This window comes from Chryseolinea serpens (assembly GCF_900129725.1).
Lineage (GTDB): Bacteria > Bacteroidota > Bacteroidia > Cytophagales > Cyclobacteriaceae > Chryseolinea > Chryseolinea serpens.
Genome location: NZ_FQWQ01000001.1, coordinates 2,204,000 through 2,219,499, shown reverse-complemented (window position 1 = coordinate 2,219,499; position 15,500 = coordinate 2,204,000). Strand labels below are relative to the sequence as shown.

At 46.6% G+C, this 15,500-nt stretch carries 17 protein-coding genes; 10 read left to right on the top strand and 7 right to left on the bottom strand.

What is annotated here, in order from left to right; genetic code table 11:
- Positions 1 to 133: 133 nt before the first annotated feature.
- Together BUB30_RS08735 and BUB30_RS08730 are read right to left on the bottom strand one after the other, a co-directional pair.
- Positions 134 to 667: a helix-turn-helix domain-containing protein gene (locus BUB30_RS08735; RefSeq protein WP_073132831.1), complete on the bottom strand. Its 534-nt coding sequence runs from the start codon at positions 665 to 667 to the stop codon at positions 134 to 136.
- 637 nt (positions 668 to 1,304) lie between these two features.
- Positions 1,305 to 1,766 (bottom strand): hypothetical protein, encoded by a 462-nt coding sequence (locus BUB30_RS08730; RefSeq protein ID WP_073132829.1) that lies wholly within the window; start codon positions 1,764 to 1,766, stop codon positions 1,305 to 1,307.
- A gap of 158 nt (positions 1,767 to 1,924) precedes the next feature.
- Between BUB30_RS08730 and BUB30_RS08725 the strand changes: the two genes are divergently transcribed.
- Positions 1,925 to 2,590, top strand: coding sequence for a DsbA family oxidoreductase (locus BUB30_RS08725; protein WP_221408680.1), 666 nt, complete (start codon positions 1,925 to 1,927; stop codon positions 2,588 to 2,590).
- Positions 2,591 to 2,748: 158 nt separating this feature from the next.
- Here BUB30_RS08725 and BUB30_RS08720 read toward each other — a convergent pair whose 3' ends face one another.
- Positions 2,749 to 3,078 carry a helix-turn-helix domain-containing protein gene (locus BUB30_RS08720; protein ID WP_084137974.1) on the bottom strand — a complete coding sequence of 110 codons (330 nt, stop codon included), beginning with the start codon at positions 3,076 to 3,078 and terminating at the stop codon, positions 2,749 to 2,751.
- Between the two features lie 534 nt (positions 3,079 to 3,612).
- On the opposite strand from BUB30_RS08720, the gene BUB30_RS08715 reads away from it, so the two are divergent.
- From BUB30_RS08715 to BUB30_RS08685, 7 genes are all read left to right on the top strand, one after another.
- Positions 3,613 to 4,113, top strand: coding sequence for a helix-turn-helix domain-containing protein (locus BUB30_RS08715; protein WP_073132825.1), 501 nt, complete (start codon positions 3,613 to 3,615; stop codon positions 4,111 to 4,113).
- 1,515 nt (positions 4,114 to 5,628) lie between these two features.
- A complete protein-coding gene (gene ahcY / locus BUB30_RS08710; RefSeq protein WP_073132823.1) occupies positions 5,629 to 6,939 on the top strand; it encodes an adenosylhomocysteinase in 1,311 nt (436 codons plus the stop codon).
- 112 nt (positions 6,940 to 7,051) lie between these two features.
- Positions 7,052 to 7,369 (top strand): hypothetical protein, encoded by a 318-nt coding sequence (locus tag BUB30_RS08705; RefSeq protein ID WP_073132821.1) that lies wholly within the window; start codon positions 7,052 to 7,054, stop codon positions 7,367 to 7,369.
- Positions 7,370 to 7,827: 458 nt separating this feature from the next.
- Positions 7,828 to 8,220, top strand: coding sequence for a type II toxin-antitoxin system HicB family antitoxin (locus BUB30_RS08700; RefSeq protein ID WP_073132819.1), 393 nt, complete (start codon positions 7,828 to 7,830; stop codon positions 8,218 to 8,220).
- Between the two features lie 91 nt (positions 8,221 to 8,311).
- Positions 8,312 to 9,361: a DUF4421 family protein gene (locus BUB30_RS08695; protein WP_073132817.1), complete on the top strand. Its 1,050-nt coding sequence runs from the start codon at positions 8,312 to 8,314 to the stop codon at positions 9,359 to 9,361.
- 208 nt (positions 9,362 to 9,569) lie between these two features.
- Positions 9,570 to 10,016, top strand: coding sequence for a hypothetical protein (locus BUB30_RS08690; RefSeq protein WP_073132815.1), 447 nt, complete (start codon positions 9,570 to 9,572; stop codon positions 10,014 to 10,016).
- A 565-nt stretch (positions 10,017 to 10,581) separates the two neighbouring features.
- Positions 10,582 to 11,328: a hypothetical protein gene (locus tag BUB30_RS08685; protein ID WP_143164820.1), complete on the top strand. Its 747-nt coding sequence runs from the start codon at positions 10,582 to 10,584 to the stop codon at positions 11,326 to 11,328.
- Here BUB30_RS08685 and BUB30_RS08680 read toward each other — a convergent pair whose 3' ends face one another.
- The 4 genes from BUB30_RS08680 to BUB30_RS08665 form a co-directional block, all read right to left on the bottom strand.
- On the bottom strand, positions 11,329 to 11,748 hold the full coding sequence (locus BUB30_RS08680) for a DUF1801 domain-containing protein (RefSeq protein ID WP_073132811.1): 420 nt from the start codon (positions 11,746 to 11,748) through the stop codon (positions 11,329 to 11,331). It abuts the gene before it with no gap.
- Between the two features lie 39 nt (positions 11,749 to 11,787).
- Positions 11,788 to 13,119, bottom strand: a complete 1,332-nt coding sequence (locus tag BUB30_RS08675; protein WP_073132809.1) for a sugar porter family MFS transporter — start codon at positions 13,117 to 13,119, stop codon at positions 11,788 to 11,790.
- A 94-nt stretch (positions 13,120 to 13,213) separates the two neighbouring features.
- Complete coding sequence (locus BUB30_RS08670) at positions 13,214 to 13,768, bottom strand: anti-sigma factor family protein (protein WP_073132807.1); 555 nt, start codon at positions 13,766 to 13,768, stop codon at positions 13,214 to 13,216.
- 3 nt (positions 13,769 to 13,771) lie between these two features.
- Entirely contained in the window at positions 13,772 to 14,329 is a 558-nt protein-coding gene (locus BUB30_RS08665; RefSeq protein WP_073132805.1) for an RNA polymerase sigma factor, read from the bottom strand.
- A 190-nt stretch (positions 14,330 to 14,519) separates the two neighbouring features.
- Here BUB30_RS08665 and BUB30_RS08660 point away from each other — a divergent pair, with 190 nt between their 5' ends.
- Together BUB30_RS08660 and BUB30_RS08655 are read left to right on the top strand one after the other, a co-directional pair.
- A complete protein-coding gene (locus BUB30_RS08660; RefSeq protein ID WP_073132803.1) occupies positions 14,520 to 14,870 on the top strand; it encodes a DUF6249 domain-containing protein in 351 nt (116 codons plus the stop codon).
- 311 nt (positions 14,871 to 15,181) lie between these two features.
- Positions 15,182 to 15,484 carry a hypothetical protein gene (locus BUB30_RS08655; protein ID WP_073132801.1) on the top strand — a complete coding sequence of 101 codons (303 nt, stop codon included), beginning with the start codon at positions 15,182 to 15,184 and terminating at the stop codon, positions 15,482 to 15,484.
- Positions 15,485 to 15,500: the final 16 nt, after the last annotated feature.

The window sequence follows — 15,500 nt, the reverse complement described above, 5'->3', positions numbered from 1 at the left end:
GTCATATTGTATAACTCCAAGTTTAAACAATATGAATAGCTCGCTTCGTCGAGAAGGATGATACGACGGCTTGTATCTGCAATATCCGAGAGTCACAAGGTCCTCGACCACCTTATGGTAAGTGGTTTTCGACTTAATCTTGGCAGCTCTCATCACCTGGTTCCTGGAAATATTGAATGGGTTTCGAAATTGATTTGCCGCCCATAGCGTGGAGATTCCGACCCCATTGACCACGTTGTTTCAGGAGGGCGTGACCAGCTAAAGTTACCTGAGGGACTTGAACTTCGCCTAGGTTTCGAACCCCTTGATTGCTAGACTCGTTTCTGGTCAAATGGTGGCGGAATTGGGTGGTCACGTCATCTGAAAATTGATGGTCAGGGCAAAACGGAAAAAGATGGTCAGCCACTTCGGATTCTCCACATGCAAGCAACTCGGACTTTTTGAACAATACTTTTTTGCCGCGCTTATAATGTGGTATTAACCGTTGAGAAGTTTTGTCGTATAAAGTTGCGACCTCTAGATTCAACAGAAGGGCAGCCTCCCGAGTGTTTAATAAGCTGTCGGTATTCAGACCAGTTCGTTTTTCTTCCAATACTTCATTGTAAGTTTCTTTGAAAAGAATTTTGAATTCCTCTATGGTCATCTGACCTAATAATTGTGATTTCATGAATCAAAAGTTTTGTTTTAAAAGCACTATGGAGCTGTTGCAGCTGCATCTACTCTAAACTTATCAAATGACTCCGGTCATATCCAAAAAATCCTAACGAAAACTACCGTAAAGCCAATGGCGCGGAATGACGTTATTTTTCAAGTGGTCTGACCTTCCTAAATTGACTGAGAAAATCCTGAACAATCACGTCGATAATCAAATTGCTTTGGACAATTTGTCCAAAATTGGGTTAAACTAGTTTCCAACGTTGTTTCATGCGGAGAATGAAATAAGCCGCTCACGACTCAAAATCACGTAATGAAAGATCTGAGGGCGCTTTCCGATGGGCTTATTTTCATGAAGGGAGACTCAACCGCGCCGCAAAATCACCCCGTGAACACTATACGTACCGACAAATTCACCTGCTAAAATAGAAATTCCGAGGTCGTTGACCACTTCATTTCGTTTTTCGGTGACTACCTTATTTCGTAACACAATCAATCGGTTCCGCGACAAATTGACCATCACACCCTTTGACATTGAGGAAGTTATACTTGTATAGGGCATGATCCTCATAAAATAACTTTAGGTGATCACACCCTCACGAAACAAAGTGGTCAAGGGTAGCAAAATGTCCACGTTACAGAGGCAATTCTTATTGAACAAGAATACCCAACGTGCCAGTGGCGCTCGATCCTTGGTTCAAAACAATTGGACTACCGTTTTTCCAGTATTTCGGTACATCTTTACCGTCTGCATTTCTTTCAACTCCCACAACGTATACATCATCAATCACTTCAATATCATAGGCAATGGCTTGATGGCTACCATCTGTCAAAATAACTTCACTACCGTTTTTCCTGTACTTAATATGCACCAGCACCCAATCACTTAATTTGCGCTGGTCACATCCTCGCGAAATAAAGTGGTCAAGGGCATCGAATCTCCCCAAACCATTCCCCACCTTTATTTGATTTGAATAAAGTGAACCCGTTGAATTTAACTCGTTGAATTCTTTTGCCCTTTCTTCTTCTGTCAATGCGACGGCGATGATGTAAAACTCAAGCTTCTCAATTTTTTGCTGTATTACTAGTGATATACTACAGTATACCGACATACTGTAGTATAGGAGTTACTAATGTATATTAAAAGTACATACATTTGCTAAAAAAGGAAGTCAAATCAAAGATGTTGTGAAGTACATCCTATTATTCGTGTTCACGATGGCTCAAGGCCAACCGGGAAGAACGCAAAAGAATTAACAGCAGGTCAGATATGGAAGATAAAATGAAAGTTGAGATATGGAGCGATGTGATGTGTCCATTCTGTTATATTGGAAAACGAAAATTTGAAAATGCATTATCGCAATTTCCGGATAAAGACGAAGTGCAAGTAATATGGAAGAGCTTTCAACTCGCCCCAGAAATTAAAACACGAATTGATAAAAATATACATCAATTTTTGTCAGAACATAAAGGCATGAGTATCGAGCAGGCGAAAGGGATGAATGACCACGTAAAGCAATTGGCAAGACAAGTAGGTCTGACTTATAATTTTGAAAGATCCGTTGTTGCGAACAGTTTTAATGCTCACAGGTTTACGCATTTTTCAAAGCAAGACAATAGACAAAATGAAGCTGAAGAAATATTATTCCGCTCGTACTTTACCGATGGAAAGAACATAGATGATTATCAAACACTCATTGAGCTGGGAAAAGAGATAGGACTGGACACAAATGCTTTGCAAACAGCATTGGAAAACGGAAGTTATGCCGACAATGTTCGAGCAGATATTGATGAGGCCAGGCAAGTAGGTGTTCGTGGCGTACCATTTTTTGTGTTTAACAGAAAGTATGCTATATCAGGGGCGCAAGAGAGCAACGCATTTTTAAGTGCACTTCAAAAATCCTTTGACGAATGGCGACAACAGTTAATCCGTTAGGCTTGATTTTTATTTGGATTTTCCTTTCTTCCACCCAAAGTTCTTATTGTGTTGATATGTGCTTTGGCAACCTTATGACTAGGGGCAACCCCAATACCAGCGACCATTAGCCGCGCGGAAGGCTTGGAAAATACAAAACCCTCACTGGCGGGAAATAATCAGGGCATTCTCTTCCAAATATGTTGGGAAGCATCTTTTTGGATATCTTGTGTAGTTGCAACTTTTCCTGCCTCAATCCATGCAAGCAACTCGGACTTTTTGAACAATACTTTTTTACCGCGCTTATAATGTGGTATTAATCGTTGAGAAGTTTTGTCGTATAAAGTTGTGACCTCTAGATTCAACAGAAGGGCAGCCTCCCGAGTGTTTAATAAGCTATCGGTATCCAGACCAGTTCGTTTTTCTTCATCCAATACTTCCTTCAAAATTTCTCTCAAAAGAATTTTGAATTCCTCTATGGTCATCTGAGCTAAAAATCGTGATTTCATGAATCAAAAGCTTTATTCTAAAAGCGCTATGGAGCTATTGCAGCTGCATCTACTCTAAAATTATCAAATGACTCCTGTCATTTCCAAAAAATCCTAACGAAAACTACTGTAAAGCCCAATGGCGCGGAATGACATTATGTTTTCAGGTGGTCTTACCTTCTTAAATTGACTGAGAAATCCTGAACATTCACAGTCGATAATCAAATTGGTCTGGACAATTTGTCCAAAATTGGGTTAACTAGTTTTCAACGTTGTTTCATACGGAGAATGGAATATGCCGCTAACGACTCGAAATCATGTAACGAAAAATCTGAAGGCCCCTCTTCGCTGGGCTTATTTTCTTGAAGGGAAACTCAACCGATCAAATGGATTCAAATTTGGGCATTGTGACCTACGCGGTGTTTCTCAGGCATCGCCAATAAGAATGCCTTCGGTTTTTTGGTTCTCTTTAAACTCTATCAAAAATATAGAATAATCAGTTTATATACAAATTTGATAATAAACTAACCATTAAGGGGGCGCAGTTTGCCCTGAGTGAGGAATAAGGATAAAGAATTTCAAAAGGCTTTTGGAAAACACGTCCGGCGTCTGCGGGAAGAGAAGCAATGGTCGCAGGATCAGTTGGCAACGGAGTCTAAAATGGAAGTGAATCAAATCTCGCGAATTGAAAATGGCAGGCACGCTGCTAATATGCATACGATCAAAGCCATAGCTATTGCACTCGGTAAGTATCCAGACGAACTTCTTAGGTTTGAATTCCCTCTTAAACTCAACACAGACTTCAGTCTACTTCATCGAAAAAAAAATCGCCCCGCGACAACCGCTACCATTATAGAATTATTACATACCGACTACTTGGAAAAACCGAGGTCGGTTCTAGAAATAACAGGAAAATGCGTGGATTTGTACAGCGTGCGTCTAAGTAGTTCTGCTACTTCTGGAGTCCTGAAGAAACTTGTTGTTGAGAAGAAACTGAAAAAAACTCCATCTCCTAATAGGAAAGGCAGTTTTTTATACGAAAAGCGAATAAAATAATCTCTTAAAGCGAGGGTACCTTAACCCCCCCCACAACGATTTCGCCAAAGTCATCTTGATTTCTATCCACAACGTAGTTCCGTACTAGGATGCTCGGCGATTGAGGATTTTCATGGTGGATCGCAAGTCAGGTTAGAAGCCGTTCAGTATGCACAGCAAGTGTGGAAGTTGAATCGGAGGTCTCAGAGGGCTTTCAAGGGTTATGCTATTAACATAATCCTGTAGGTAAACAACGGAATGTGCCCGTCGACCAGAGAAAAGGTTTGTGATCAACTCCCGGGCCCACCGGACATTATGTCGCGATGGGGCTTTTAATACTATCTGGAGAGTTAGATTGAGAGTAGCTTCTTGCCCGACACGGCCATTGCACAGAAGATATCGTTAGCATGGTGGCAGTCGATGAGCTACTCTCAGTATCACACCATAAGGAACGTTGTGACTACTCCTATCCTTGGGCGGAAGGAATCATCTTGATGTTGTATGGATTCCGCTAATCAAGGCCGCATCTTAAGGCCGACTTTGGACAATCAGGGCTACGCGGCCAGCTAACTGAATCAGACAGTTTGACCGACTTCAGCTGAATTCTGTGTAACTCGATTTTCCCACAGTAAATCGAATCATAATGTAGGAGTCAACAGCAGCGCCTAGATTAGATCTCAAATGAATACCGGAGACCGCCGATATCTATGATATCACTGTGCTCGATTACCCCATTAACTTCGCCTCCATTCAAATTTTTCTAAAAGATAACTTTGTGTTGCCGCCTGTTATCGATGGAGGCGTATACGTCTGATGTAGACGTTTGCCGAACAACGGGAAGGCATCAACAAGTTTTGCATTTCTTCGAAACCTTTTCTCACTCCAAGAGATTCAAAAGGCTAATCGTGTCCACGCCCAGGAATGACTTGGGAAGTTACCTGGCAGGCACATCCCATTTACGCAATATCATCCTCAAACTCTGCCAACACCGAATACCACGAAATTTGCCGCGATGTTGGAAAGAGTCTCAAGCAGCCATAAAAAGAATAACGCATACAGCTTATGCCCACTATTACTTCAAATTTGAGGGTAACGCCCAGATTATCTTAGGGTTTGTCAGGTTTATTTAGGTTAAAACTCCCAGATTATTTAGAGTTTAAACCCCTGATTATCTTAGGGTTGATTGGATTTATCTAGGGTTGATTGGATTTGTTTCGCGTTTTTTAGGGCGCAATATAACACCAGGGACAAACAACATCCGACACAATGTCGACCCGGATAACCGGCTTTATAATGGTTTTCATTCGTTAGCGTAAATAAGATTATTGGTTATGATTTTTGGAATAACAGCACCCCTTCCAATATCGTTCGAGCCTGCCCACCGCCGGCTTTAAAAAAATAGCGGGCCTTGGATGGCCATTAAATGCTCAAAAAGCCGCGCCCTAAACTTATAGGCCTTTGCCTGCCGGGGCATGTAGTTATTTAAAAACCTTTATCGTACTTTTGGAGGTCTATTAAAGCAAAAAATCAAATAAAATGACTGTTGACGAGAAAAAACTCCCTTTTAAGGTAAAAGACCTCTCCCTGGCTGAATGGGGTCGCAAAGAGATCAAACTGGCGGAAGCTGAAATGCCCGGTTTGATGGCCCTCCGTGAGGAATTTGGCAAGCAGAAGCCATTGAAAGATGCACGCATCGCAGGATGCCTCCACATGACCATCCAGACCGCTGTGCTCATCGAAACCCTTGTTGAGCTGGGCGCTGAAGTGACCTGGTCTTCCTGCAATATCTTCTCCACGCAAGACCATGCCGCCGCCGCGATCGCCGCTGCCGGTATTCCGGTATATGCCTGGAAAGGGATGAACGAACAGGAATTTGACTGGTGTATTGAACAAACCCTCCATGCCTTCAAAGGCGGCAAGCCCTTGAACATGATCCTCGACGACGGTGGAGACCTCACCAACATGGTGCTGGATCGCTTCCCCGAACTCGTAACCGGCATCCGTGGTATCTCCGAAGAAACCACCACCGGTGTGCACCGCCTCATCGAGCGCATGCACAATGGCAAGTTGCCCCTGCCGGCCATCAACATCAACGACTCGGTAACGAAATCGAAATTCGACAACAAATACGGTTGTAAAGAATCTTGCGTAGACGCGATCCGTCGCGCCACCGACGTGATGATCGCCGGTAAAGTAGCGGTCGTAGCCGGCTACGGCGACGTGGGTAAAGGCTCTGCCGCTTCCCTGCGCGGTGCCGGTGCACGCGTGATCGTAACGGAGATCGACCCCATCTGCGCGCTGCAAGCCGCTATGGACGGTTATGCCGTGAAGAAAATGGACGACGCTGCCAAAGAAGCCGACATCATCGTGACGGCTACCGGTAACTTCGGTATCATCCAGTCACGTCACTTCGAAAGCATGAAAGACAAAGCCATCGTGTGTAACATCGGCCACTTCGACAACGAGATCGACGTGGCTTGGTTGAACAAGAATGGCAAGAAGGATACCATCAAACCTCAAGTGGACATCTACACGCTGGCCAACGGCCGCGAAATCATCCTGTTGGCCGAAGGCCGCCTGGTGAACCTCGGCTGCGCGATGGGTCACCCTTCGTTTGTAATGTCGAACTCCTTCACCAATCAAACCCTGGCACAGTTGGAGCTTTGGACAAACACGAAGAACTACAAGAACGAGGTGTACATGCTGCCTAAGCATTTGGACGAAAAAGTGGCTAACCTCCACTTGAAAAAGATCGGCGTTGAACTGGACGTACTCACCCCCACTCAAGCCAAATACATTGGCGTGGATGTGAAGGGCCCCTTCAAACCGGATTATTACAGATACTGATCCGAAACGATCGTTATACAAACAAAAAAACCTGGCAACCCCAGGTTTTTTTGTTTTGTGGCTGGGCGGTTGTCTTTACCTTTACAGAATTAAATGCCCATCCCAATCCATTATGAGATCCTTCCTGATCCGCCTTGTTCCTGTCGCTTTGTTTATCGTGCTGGCTTCGTTTCGTGCCGACCAGGGCGATAATGTTGAATTCATTTGTATGAAAACCCACAAGGCCAGCAACACTTGTCATTTCAATTTCATTGTCGATGGCGCGAAATACCGCTATGTGGACATCGGCTGTAAATTCAGCAAGAAGCTTAACGACGTGGTGAAAAGCGCAAAAGAGGGAACACTTTTCCTGGCGCGCGAATGGAAGATCGAATGCCCGATGCCGAAGGAGAAAAAGGCTGATGGTAGCGATAGTACGAAGAGTTTTTAACGAATGGCAGGCAGTGTGAGTTAGCGCCAGGAGTTAGAAGCCACTGGGCATCAGGCGGTGCGTTGTTTATAGGCACGCTTATCAAAATGATTTTTAATGCGTTCTATCAGACGCAAGTGCAGGCGCAAGGTGGACTTTGCGTCTTTTTTTGTTTTGGGCGATTCTTTTTTTGAGGAGGTAGCCTTTAAAAGGTAGTAATTTTACTACCTTTGTTGGGTCCTCGCAAGTTGATCTTTTAACCCGTTAGCTATGAAATATTCAGAATTCCATAGACGGATTCGTCGGAGTGGGTGGATTTGGGTGGGGGCCGAGGGGAGCCACTATATTTATGAAAAGATGGTGTTCGATATCCGGTTCCGTTTCATGGGGCGAGAGAAATAGCCGAAGGGTTGCGAAAGAGGATTGTAAAAGATATGGGGCTTTAGACGGGTTCTGTTCAGTAATAAATAAAAAAAAACATGAGAAAGCTTAGAGCGATTATTTCAAAAGGCCCGGAAGACTATGGTGCCTGGATTGAAAAATTTCCAGGCGTGTATGGTGCCGGCGAGACTGTGGCGGAGGCAAAGAAGAATTTGAAGGAAGGTCTTAAACTCTACGTTAAACACAATGAAGTTCCTGATTGGCTAAAGAACAAAGAGTATGTTGTGATCTACAAGTACGACAGCCAAAGTTTCCTCAACTACTTCAAAGGCATATTCACCAACGCTGCGCTGGAAAGACTCTCCGGCATCAACCAACGCCAGATTAATCACTATGCGACCGGAAGAAAAAAACCACGCCCGGAACAGTTGAAGAAATTGGAAATAGGGATTCATAAGTTAGCGGGTGAGTTGCTGGCCGTCGAGCTTTGAGAAATCAGAGCCCAGAATCCAGGGAGCAAGCATTAGAAGCCGCGCGGTAGTTGCCGATTCATCCTTAACTTAAGGGTATAAAAAAGGTCGCATGAAATACAGCTACTGGTTTCTGTTTTTCGTGACTGTGACGGTGTGTTCCGCGCAGCCGAAGAGTCATGGCCGTAGGGGAGGAGTGACGGGTGCGCGCGATGCAGATCCCACCTACATCGGCATCTTTAGCCTGCGCAACGATGTCCGATTGATTTATGGCGCGCAAAGCAATTCTCTCACGTATGGCTCCAAACGCACCAGCGATTCGCCCTTCAGCGGGAAGTTCAACAATGCAAACGACATCGTTGGCTTTGGCCTTACCTACAAAATCATCGATTTCGACGCAACATTCTCCACGGGCAAGTCCACGATCTTCAACGCGCAGAATGAAAGCCTGAAGCAATTCAAAATATCGGGGAGCTACACGATGCGGAAGTTTTATTTCCGCGCTTTCTATAGCGACAGCAAGGGCATGATCTCGACGGCCGAGGGCGACACCTACGTCAGCCAACCCGACGTGCACATGTTGCGCCTGGGCGTTCAGGCTATTTACATTTTCAATGCACACCGCTATTCGCTTCGCTCGGCGTATTTTCAAAATGAACTTCAACGCAAGACCGCAGGCTCCTTTCTTATCCGGGCCGAGCCCTTCTATCGGTCGTTGGGGACCGAAACCCGCTTCGTGCCCGAGCAACATGACCATGCAGAGACCTATGGCAAACAAGCGGGTTTGTATTACCTTCAAGCGCCGGGTTTGTTGATCATGCCGGGCTATGGGATCAATGTTGCCGCACGCGGTGGAGCGATTTTCTTTTCACCGTTTATCCTGGCCGGGTCGGGAGTGGCGCTGAATATTTATAAAAGCGACTCGGGTCGACAGACTTCCTTCAACACGGAATTCGCCGCATCGGCAGGTGTGAATACAGGCTACAATGGCGATAACTTTTATGCGAAAGTGCGCTTCACCTACGACGCCTATTATATGCCAATCAACCCGGCATTCTTTTCGATGCACGATCTCAACCTGGTCTTGGTGGTAGGATATCGGTTTAAAAATTTTGAGCGTTTTATTCCGACGTCGTTTGTTCGCGTGGAAAATAAAAAATGAAACATCGCGACCTTTAGTGGCCGCCACGCCATGAGGACTAAGCCATGCTTCCACGACGCCAAAATTAGCGCAAGTCTCAAGCAACTGCCCGCAAACGTCTCCGAAAATTTCTGTATATCGTAATGTAACAGATCGTTAATCATTTGGACGAAAAAACGCGCACAAAGATGATGGCACTTGACTATCTTGGTAGAAAATATCCGGTGTCATGAATATCGACGACGTCATCGAACTTTTCAAGATGGGGAAGGCCACAGCGAAAAGCCATATGCGCAACCTGATCGAGATGGCCGCGGCCGATGGCGGTCTGGGAACAGAGGAACAACGCTTGTTGAAGTACGCAGCGCAACGAAATAACATCTCATTACAGGAACTACAAGAGATGCAGCGCAACCTGTCTGACGTCCGGTTCCAGGTTCCGGGCAGCGACCGCGAAAAGTTCAACCAGCTATACGACCTGGTTCACATGATGTCCGTCGACAAAAACATTCACGTGGAAGAACAGCGGTTGTGCGAAATCTTTGCCATCAAATTTGGCTTCCGGAAAGAGATCGTCCGGGAAATGATCGACCAGATCCGCGAAAATATCGAAAAGTGGATTGGCCCTGAAGAGACTATGCGCGCGGTAATGGCAAAGATGAAAGTTTTCGATTGAGGTTGTCGGATGGCGGGCGCAACGGAGAATAGCTGACAATACGAAGTTGGAAAAGGCCTTATTTTAAGTTCGATAGCTGCGACGACGGGTTGATAAATGAGAACCCCAGACTCTCCGCTGCTTGAGTGTAGGGTTAACGGCATTTTCTTTCTCTGCAATATTTTCTTTTCGAATCTGTTCAATAAGATCCTGCGCGTCCTTTTCTGCATGGTTGACAAATAACCGGATTGGAATAGCGAGCGAAAAGAATATGGCCGCTGCAATTACTATGGTGACGATGTCAAAGGTTATTGATAAGGCGTTTAGCGCTCGTTGCCACTTTTATCACTTCGGGATTTATAAATTTCAATTTGCAATTTTTTACAGTGAAATCCAGTGATTCGGTGCAGTGTGAACGTTTAGTCTGCAGTTTTCCGGGAAACCGCAAAATCGTTGCAGTGCAACCCTGCAATTAGTGTAGGCAAAGGGTTGAATCTGCCAATCAAAAGTAACTGACCGAAGGCACGAATACTCCAACATGGAATTGTTTTCGTTATTATTGCAAGGCAAAACATCAACAATCACTTTGAAGAGATTTAAGATAGCTATCGGGTTTTTCCTGCTTTTGGGAGCAGGAGGAGAATATATTGAAGGCAGTACCCAAGTTGGATCATGGATCAACCCTGGAATCATAACGGGAGTAGTGCTGGTGCTGCTGCTTTCGACCTGGCTGATCGGCAGCGGCTTCTCGAAGGATCGGTTCGCATTCAAGTCGCTCATATTGCTGAGATATTTCGCCATTTCATTTGGCGTTTTTGTGCTGGTTGCTGTTTTTAACTTGCTTGCCAAAGCTTCTCCGGGGCAGTACGTCGACATCAATGGGCTGAGAATCCCCATCAAAAGATGCGTGGATGGAAATCGTCGGATTATTCCCGATGAAAAATCACGGGAGGCATACTGCGTATGCGCGTTCGAAAAAATAACGAATAATCCTGAACTAAAGGAGAAATATAAGGCGAGACTTGAAGACAACAAGGCCACGGAAGTTCTTCAGGAATTGGAATCGCAGTTCGGTACATTGGGAATCCGGGACTGTCTCCTCTCGTCGGGAATAAACTGGACCGCCCCGATAGCCGACGCCATGATCAGAAATTGGAAGAAGGAACTCACCGGAACGGAGTTCGAACAAACGAATGACGTCAACAAATACTGCGACTGTCTGATAGGAGAATATCAAAAATTTCCACTGCGCGAGGTCGCGGCCGAAGGATTTGGTGAAAGTGCAGCTTCAATACGTGTTGTCCAAGCGTGTGCGGAAGCCTCCAGGAAATAACTACGAATGATGTTCGCTGAGGTAGACCATGGCGTGTTTACACAGTTTCTCTAAGGTCGCAAGGTTGATGTCCGACAGCTTCTTTATGGAAATACAGGATTTTCCCATTTTGAATTTACCAAAGTCATTCAGCAGCCGTTTGCTTTGTTCTGTCGGCGAAAAAACGTACAATGAAAACTCTGTCTTGCGCGGCGAGAACCCAATAAACGGCGCGTCGCCTTCATGCCCGCTGGCATATTTGTAATGATAACTTCCAAACCCGATAATGGTTGGTCCCCACATTTTAGGTTTACATCCGGACCATTCGCTCATGAGGTCAATCAAACGAAAACTATCCGCTTTCTTTTGCTCGTTCTCTACATAGGAATCGATAAAGTCATGCACGTTGACTTCAGTTTCGGCGGTTTTATTCTTTGCCATAAGTTATTGTCGTTTTAACTCTTGACGCGCAAACCCTTCTCAATGAATTCCCAATGACTCCTGTATCCCCTCCAACGATTTTCCCTTTGTCTCCGGCAGCACTTTCCACGCAAAGAACCCGTGCAGCAACATCATCACCGTGAAGATCAGGAAGGAATAGAAGCCCCCCATCTCAGAAGATTCTGCCAGCACCGGAAAGGTCCACGAAATAACGGCGGCCATGATCCAGTGTGTTGAGCTCCCCAAGGTCTGTCCCTGCGATCGCACTTTGTTGGGAAATATCTCAGAGATGAAAACCCAGATCACGGCGCCTTGCGAGAAAGCGAAGAAGGCGATGAAACCCACCAGGTAGAACATCACCGCATAGCCCCCGAATTGTTTTGTGTAGAAGGCGTGGGTGACCAACCCCAGCGAAATGACCATCCCCACGGAGCCAATGACCAGCAACGTCTTTCTTCCAAACTTGTCGATAACAGAAAGGGCCAGCAACGTGAAGATCATGTTGGTGACACCGATGGACACCGCCTGCAACAGTGCCGTGTCTTTCGCCAAACCAGTCATTTCAAAAATGCGGGGCGCATAATACATGATCGCATTTATGCCCGAGAGCTGATTGAACATCGCCAGCACGACGGCATAGAAGATGGGCTTGTTATATTGTCCATTGAAAACGCTTTCCTTGACATCCGTGTCCGAATGGAGTGAAGCCTGGATTTTTTTTATGGCCTCGGCAGGCTGAGGTTCCCCGATATCTGTAAACACTTGCTTTGCTTCATCCGGTCTGCCATGCTTGACGAGCCACCTTGGACTTTCAGGGACAAAGAACACCATCACAAAATAGAGCAGGGCAGGGGCAGCCTGCACACCGAGCATCCAGCGCCATGAATCTTCGCCCACGCCAAACAGCAGGTAGTTAGAGACAAAAGCAATGAGGATGCCGCTCACCACCATGAACTGAAACAACCCCACGAGTTTGCCGCGCGAGTGGGCGGGCGAGATCTCGGAGATGTAGAGCGGTCCCACCACGGACGACGCGCCCACCCCAATCCCGCCCAGGAAGCGGAACATGACGAAGAGCGACCAGGCCGGCGTGAGGGCTGTCACCAGCGAGGTGACCAGGTACAGGAGCCCGATGGCTTGCAGTATTTTTTTGCGTCCGTATTTTTCGGCGGGGCGCCCGGCGATGAGGGCGCCGATCACGGTGCCCATAAGCGCTGCGGCCACAGTGAAGCCGTGCGCGAAATCGTCGAGGGACCAAAGGGTTTGGATGGACTTTTCCACGCCGGAGATCACGGCCGTGTCAAATCCAAAAAGAAAGCCGCCGAGGGCGGCTACGATGGCACTACGGAAGGCGGTTGCGGGTGCGTTCATGTTTCGGCATTGAGTCTTTTAAGGTAAGAAACAATGGGCAATGAAGCATGAAACCGATCAAATCTATCCCGGAAGTTGGGAGGAAGGACGAAAACTAGTGTCCTGCGTGCATGCGGCGCTGGAAGAGGGGTCTCAATACCGCGCGGTCCAACACCAGCCAGGCCAACCCCAGGTTCAACAGGATGACGATGTTGACGATCAGCTTTCCACTCAAGGCAATGGCCGGCAGGCTCTTCGGAACGAATTGCGGCAGGTTCTTCGGAATATATTTCTGGGGCAATTCCTGGTTTAGGTTGATCGTGGTTTGAACCCCGTCGAAGACACCGGAAGAAACCAGAATGGTGGCCAGCCCAACGGCCACCAGGATGCCGATCAGCAGAAATATTCCATTACGGGAGATCAGCGTCGAGGACCGGGCCGGGTATTGGTCCAGCTTGCCCATGACTTGTTGGGTAAAATTGCGCGAGGGTATCTCTTCCAGAGAAATTTTGGATAGCCACAGTTCGACGTTTTGCAGTTCATCCAGGCGGGCTTTCAGCTCGGGGTTGTGGCTGAGCTCCGTCTCCAGGCGTTGCTTGTCGGCAGCGTTGAGGGTGCCGTCGAGGTAGTCGAAAAGCATTTCTTCAAGGGCCTGGGGTATCTTTTTCATACGTTACAAAGTTAACGCTTCCTGTTTTAAGATCAATTTTAACTCGTCGGCCAGCCGCAGCCGGGCGCGATGGATGCGCACCTTGGCCGTGTTGGCCTGCATGCCTGTGATCTCGGCGATCTCCTCCAGCGAAAGTTCGTCGAGATAGAACAAGGTCAGGGCCGTGCGGTCCGCTTCATTGAGGCGGGCCATGGCCAGGGCGAGGTACTTGCGTTTGTCGGTCCGCTCCAGCGTGCCCTCCCCATCGGGAGAATATTCCAGCACCGTATTTTCGATCGACTGGAACGTGTGGCGGCTTTTGCGTTTATAACTGATAGCCGTGTTGAACACGATGCGATACAGCCATGTTGAAAACTTTGCCTCCCGGTTAAAGGTCGACAAATGATGATAGGCCTTTATAAAAGCGTCCTGTGCGGCTTCCTCTGCCTCGGCGCGATTTTGCAGGATCTTGTTGGCGATGGTGAACGCATAGCTTTTATGCTTGTTCACCAGCTCCGCATACACGGAGGGCTCACCGGCCAGGATTCTGTCGATAATGGTATGCTCCGCAGGGATCGTCATGACAGCGCTTTGACGCGTTCTTTTCAAGGGAAGTTACAGATTCGCCACCCGGGGATCAAAAAACTTTGAATATGGCGAGCGGTGGCTTGTCCTGTCAACCTGGTGGGGTCACAGGATTTTTTCAAAAGTCCGTAACCTGGCCTCGAACCCCCGCGTCCTAGAGGCAGATTTAAACAAAATCCTTACAATTATGGAAGTCGCAGTTATCGGGGTATTCATTCCCATCGTCGCCACCATCGGGGCCTTTATCATGGTCATTTATCTCCGTAAATACGCCAATGAGGAGCGTATGGCCATGATCGAAAAAGGTATGGACCCGAATGCCATCGCCCCAAGGCGGAGTAACACGTCCGGGCCCTTGCGTGCATCGTTGCTGATGATCGGGGCAGGTTTAGGGTTGTTGATGGGATATTGGCTCGACAACGCCTTTTATATGGAAGAAGTGGCCTACTTTTCCATGCTGTTTATTTTCGGCGGCTTGGGCTTGGGTGGCTCTTACCTCATCGAAGAGAACAAACAAAAAAAGGAATCCCGTCCATAGTCACCGCCTGTCCCTTCTGTTGCATCACGTTTGTTACAGCATGTGCCTCCGGGCAGATGCTGTAACCGTCATTTGATACTTTTCGTTAACTACACTAGACCCCTTTGTTGGTTTTTATCTCCACGGGTTCACAGTATCTGTGGAACTATAATCTCATCCTGTAGAATACCTCTACAACTTCTGACTACACAATTTCTATTCTTGGTTTTTTAAGGTGCTGATAAACAGTAGCTTATTGGTCCTGCGGCCGTTGGCACTTTCTTTCGTAGTAGGCTAATCATAATTAAATGTTCAACTAAATTCTAACTGTCATGAAAAAAGTAATGATCGCTGCTGCAGCCCTTTTGTCGAGTGTAGCATTTGTAAACGCACAAAATGCAACTGAAAGTGATAAAGCTGTAGCTGCTCCTACTGAAGTGCAGCAAGGCGAAAAAGTAAAAATCAAATCTGAAGAACTTCCCGAAGCCGTTAAAAAATCGCTTGAAGCTCAAGAATATCGTGGCTGGATGATCAGCTCGGCCTACAAAGCTGGCGATGTTTATGAAGTAGAGCTGAAGAACGGTGCAGAAACAAAGACCGTTAAGTTCAACAAGGACGGAAAGAAAGTCGACTAATCGACTTGTCCTCACA

What these genes read in the sequence shown, in the direction of transcription:
- BUB30_RS08720 (WP_084137974.1), bottom strand. Translation starts at nt 3,078, where the DNA reads ATGAAATCACGATTTTTAGCTCAGATGACCATAGAGGAATTCAAAATT.
- BUB30_RS08655 (WP_073132801.1), top strand. Translation starts at nt 15,182, where the DNA reads ATGAAAAAAGTAATGATCGCTGCTGCAGCCCTTTTGTCGAGTGTAGCA.
- BUB30_RS08695 (WP_073132817.1), top strand. Translation starts at nt 8,312, where the DNA reads ATGAAATACAGCTACTGGTTTCTGTTTTTCGTGACTGTGACGGTGTGT.
- BUB30_RS08665 (WP_073132805.1), bottom strand. Translation starts at nt 14,329, where the DNA reads ATGACGATCCCTGCGGAGCATACCATTATCGACAGAATCCTGGCCGGT.
- BUB30_RS08660 (WP_073132803.1), top strand. Translation starts at nt 14,520, where the DNA reads ATGGAAGTCGCAGTTATCGGGGTATTCATTCCCATCGTCGCCACCATC.
- BUB30_RS08690 (WP_073132815.1), top strand. Translation starts at nt 9,570, where the DNA reads ATGAATATCGACGACGTCATCGAACTTTTCAAGATGGGGAAGGCCACA.
- BUB30_RS08735 (WP_073132831.1), bottom strand. Translation starts at nt 667, where the DNA reads ATGAAATCACAATTATTAGGTCAGATGACCATAGAGGAATTCAAAATT.
- BUB30_RS08680 (WP_073132811.1), bottom strand. Translation starts at nt 11,748, where the DNA reads ATGGCAAAGAATAAAACCGCCGAAACTGAAGTCAACGTGCATGACTTT.
- ahcY (WP_073132823.1), top strand. Translation starts at nt 5,629, where the DNA reads ATGACTGTTGACGAGAAAAAACTCCCTTTTAAGGTAAAAGACCTCTCC.
- BUB30_RS08725 (WP_221408680.1), top strand. Translation starts at nt 1,925, where the DNA reads ATGGAAGATAAAATGAAAGTTGAGATATGGAGCGATGTGATGTGTCCA.
- BUB30_RS08700 (WP_073132819.1), top strand. Translation starts at nt 7,828, where the DNA reads ATGAGAAAGCTTAGAGCGATTATTTCAAAAGGCCCGGAAGACTATGGT.
- BUB30_RS08675 (WP_073132809.1), bottom strand. Translation starts at nt 13,119, where the DNA reads ATGAACGCACCCGCAACCGCCTTCCGTAGTGCCATCGTAGCCGCCCTC.
- BUB30_RS08730 (WP_073132829.1), bottom strand. Translation starts at nt 1,766, where the DNA reads ATGTCGGTATACTGTAGTATATCACTAGTAATACAGCAAAAAATTGAG.
- BUB30_RS08670 (WP_073132807.1), bottom strand. Translation starts at nt 13,768, where the DNA reads ATGAAAAAGATACCCCAGGCCCTTGAAGAAATGCTTTTCGACTACCTC.
- BUB30_RS08705 (WP_073132821.1), top strand. Translation starts at nt 7,052, where the DNA reads ATGAGATCCTTCCTGATCCGCCTTGTTCCTGTCGCTTTGTTTATCGTG.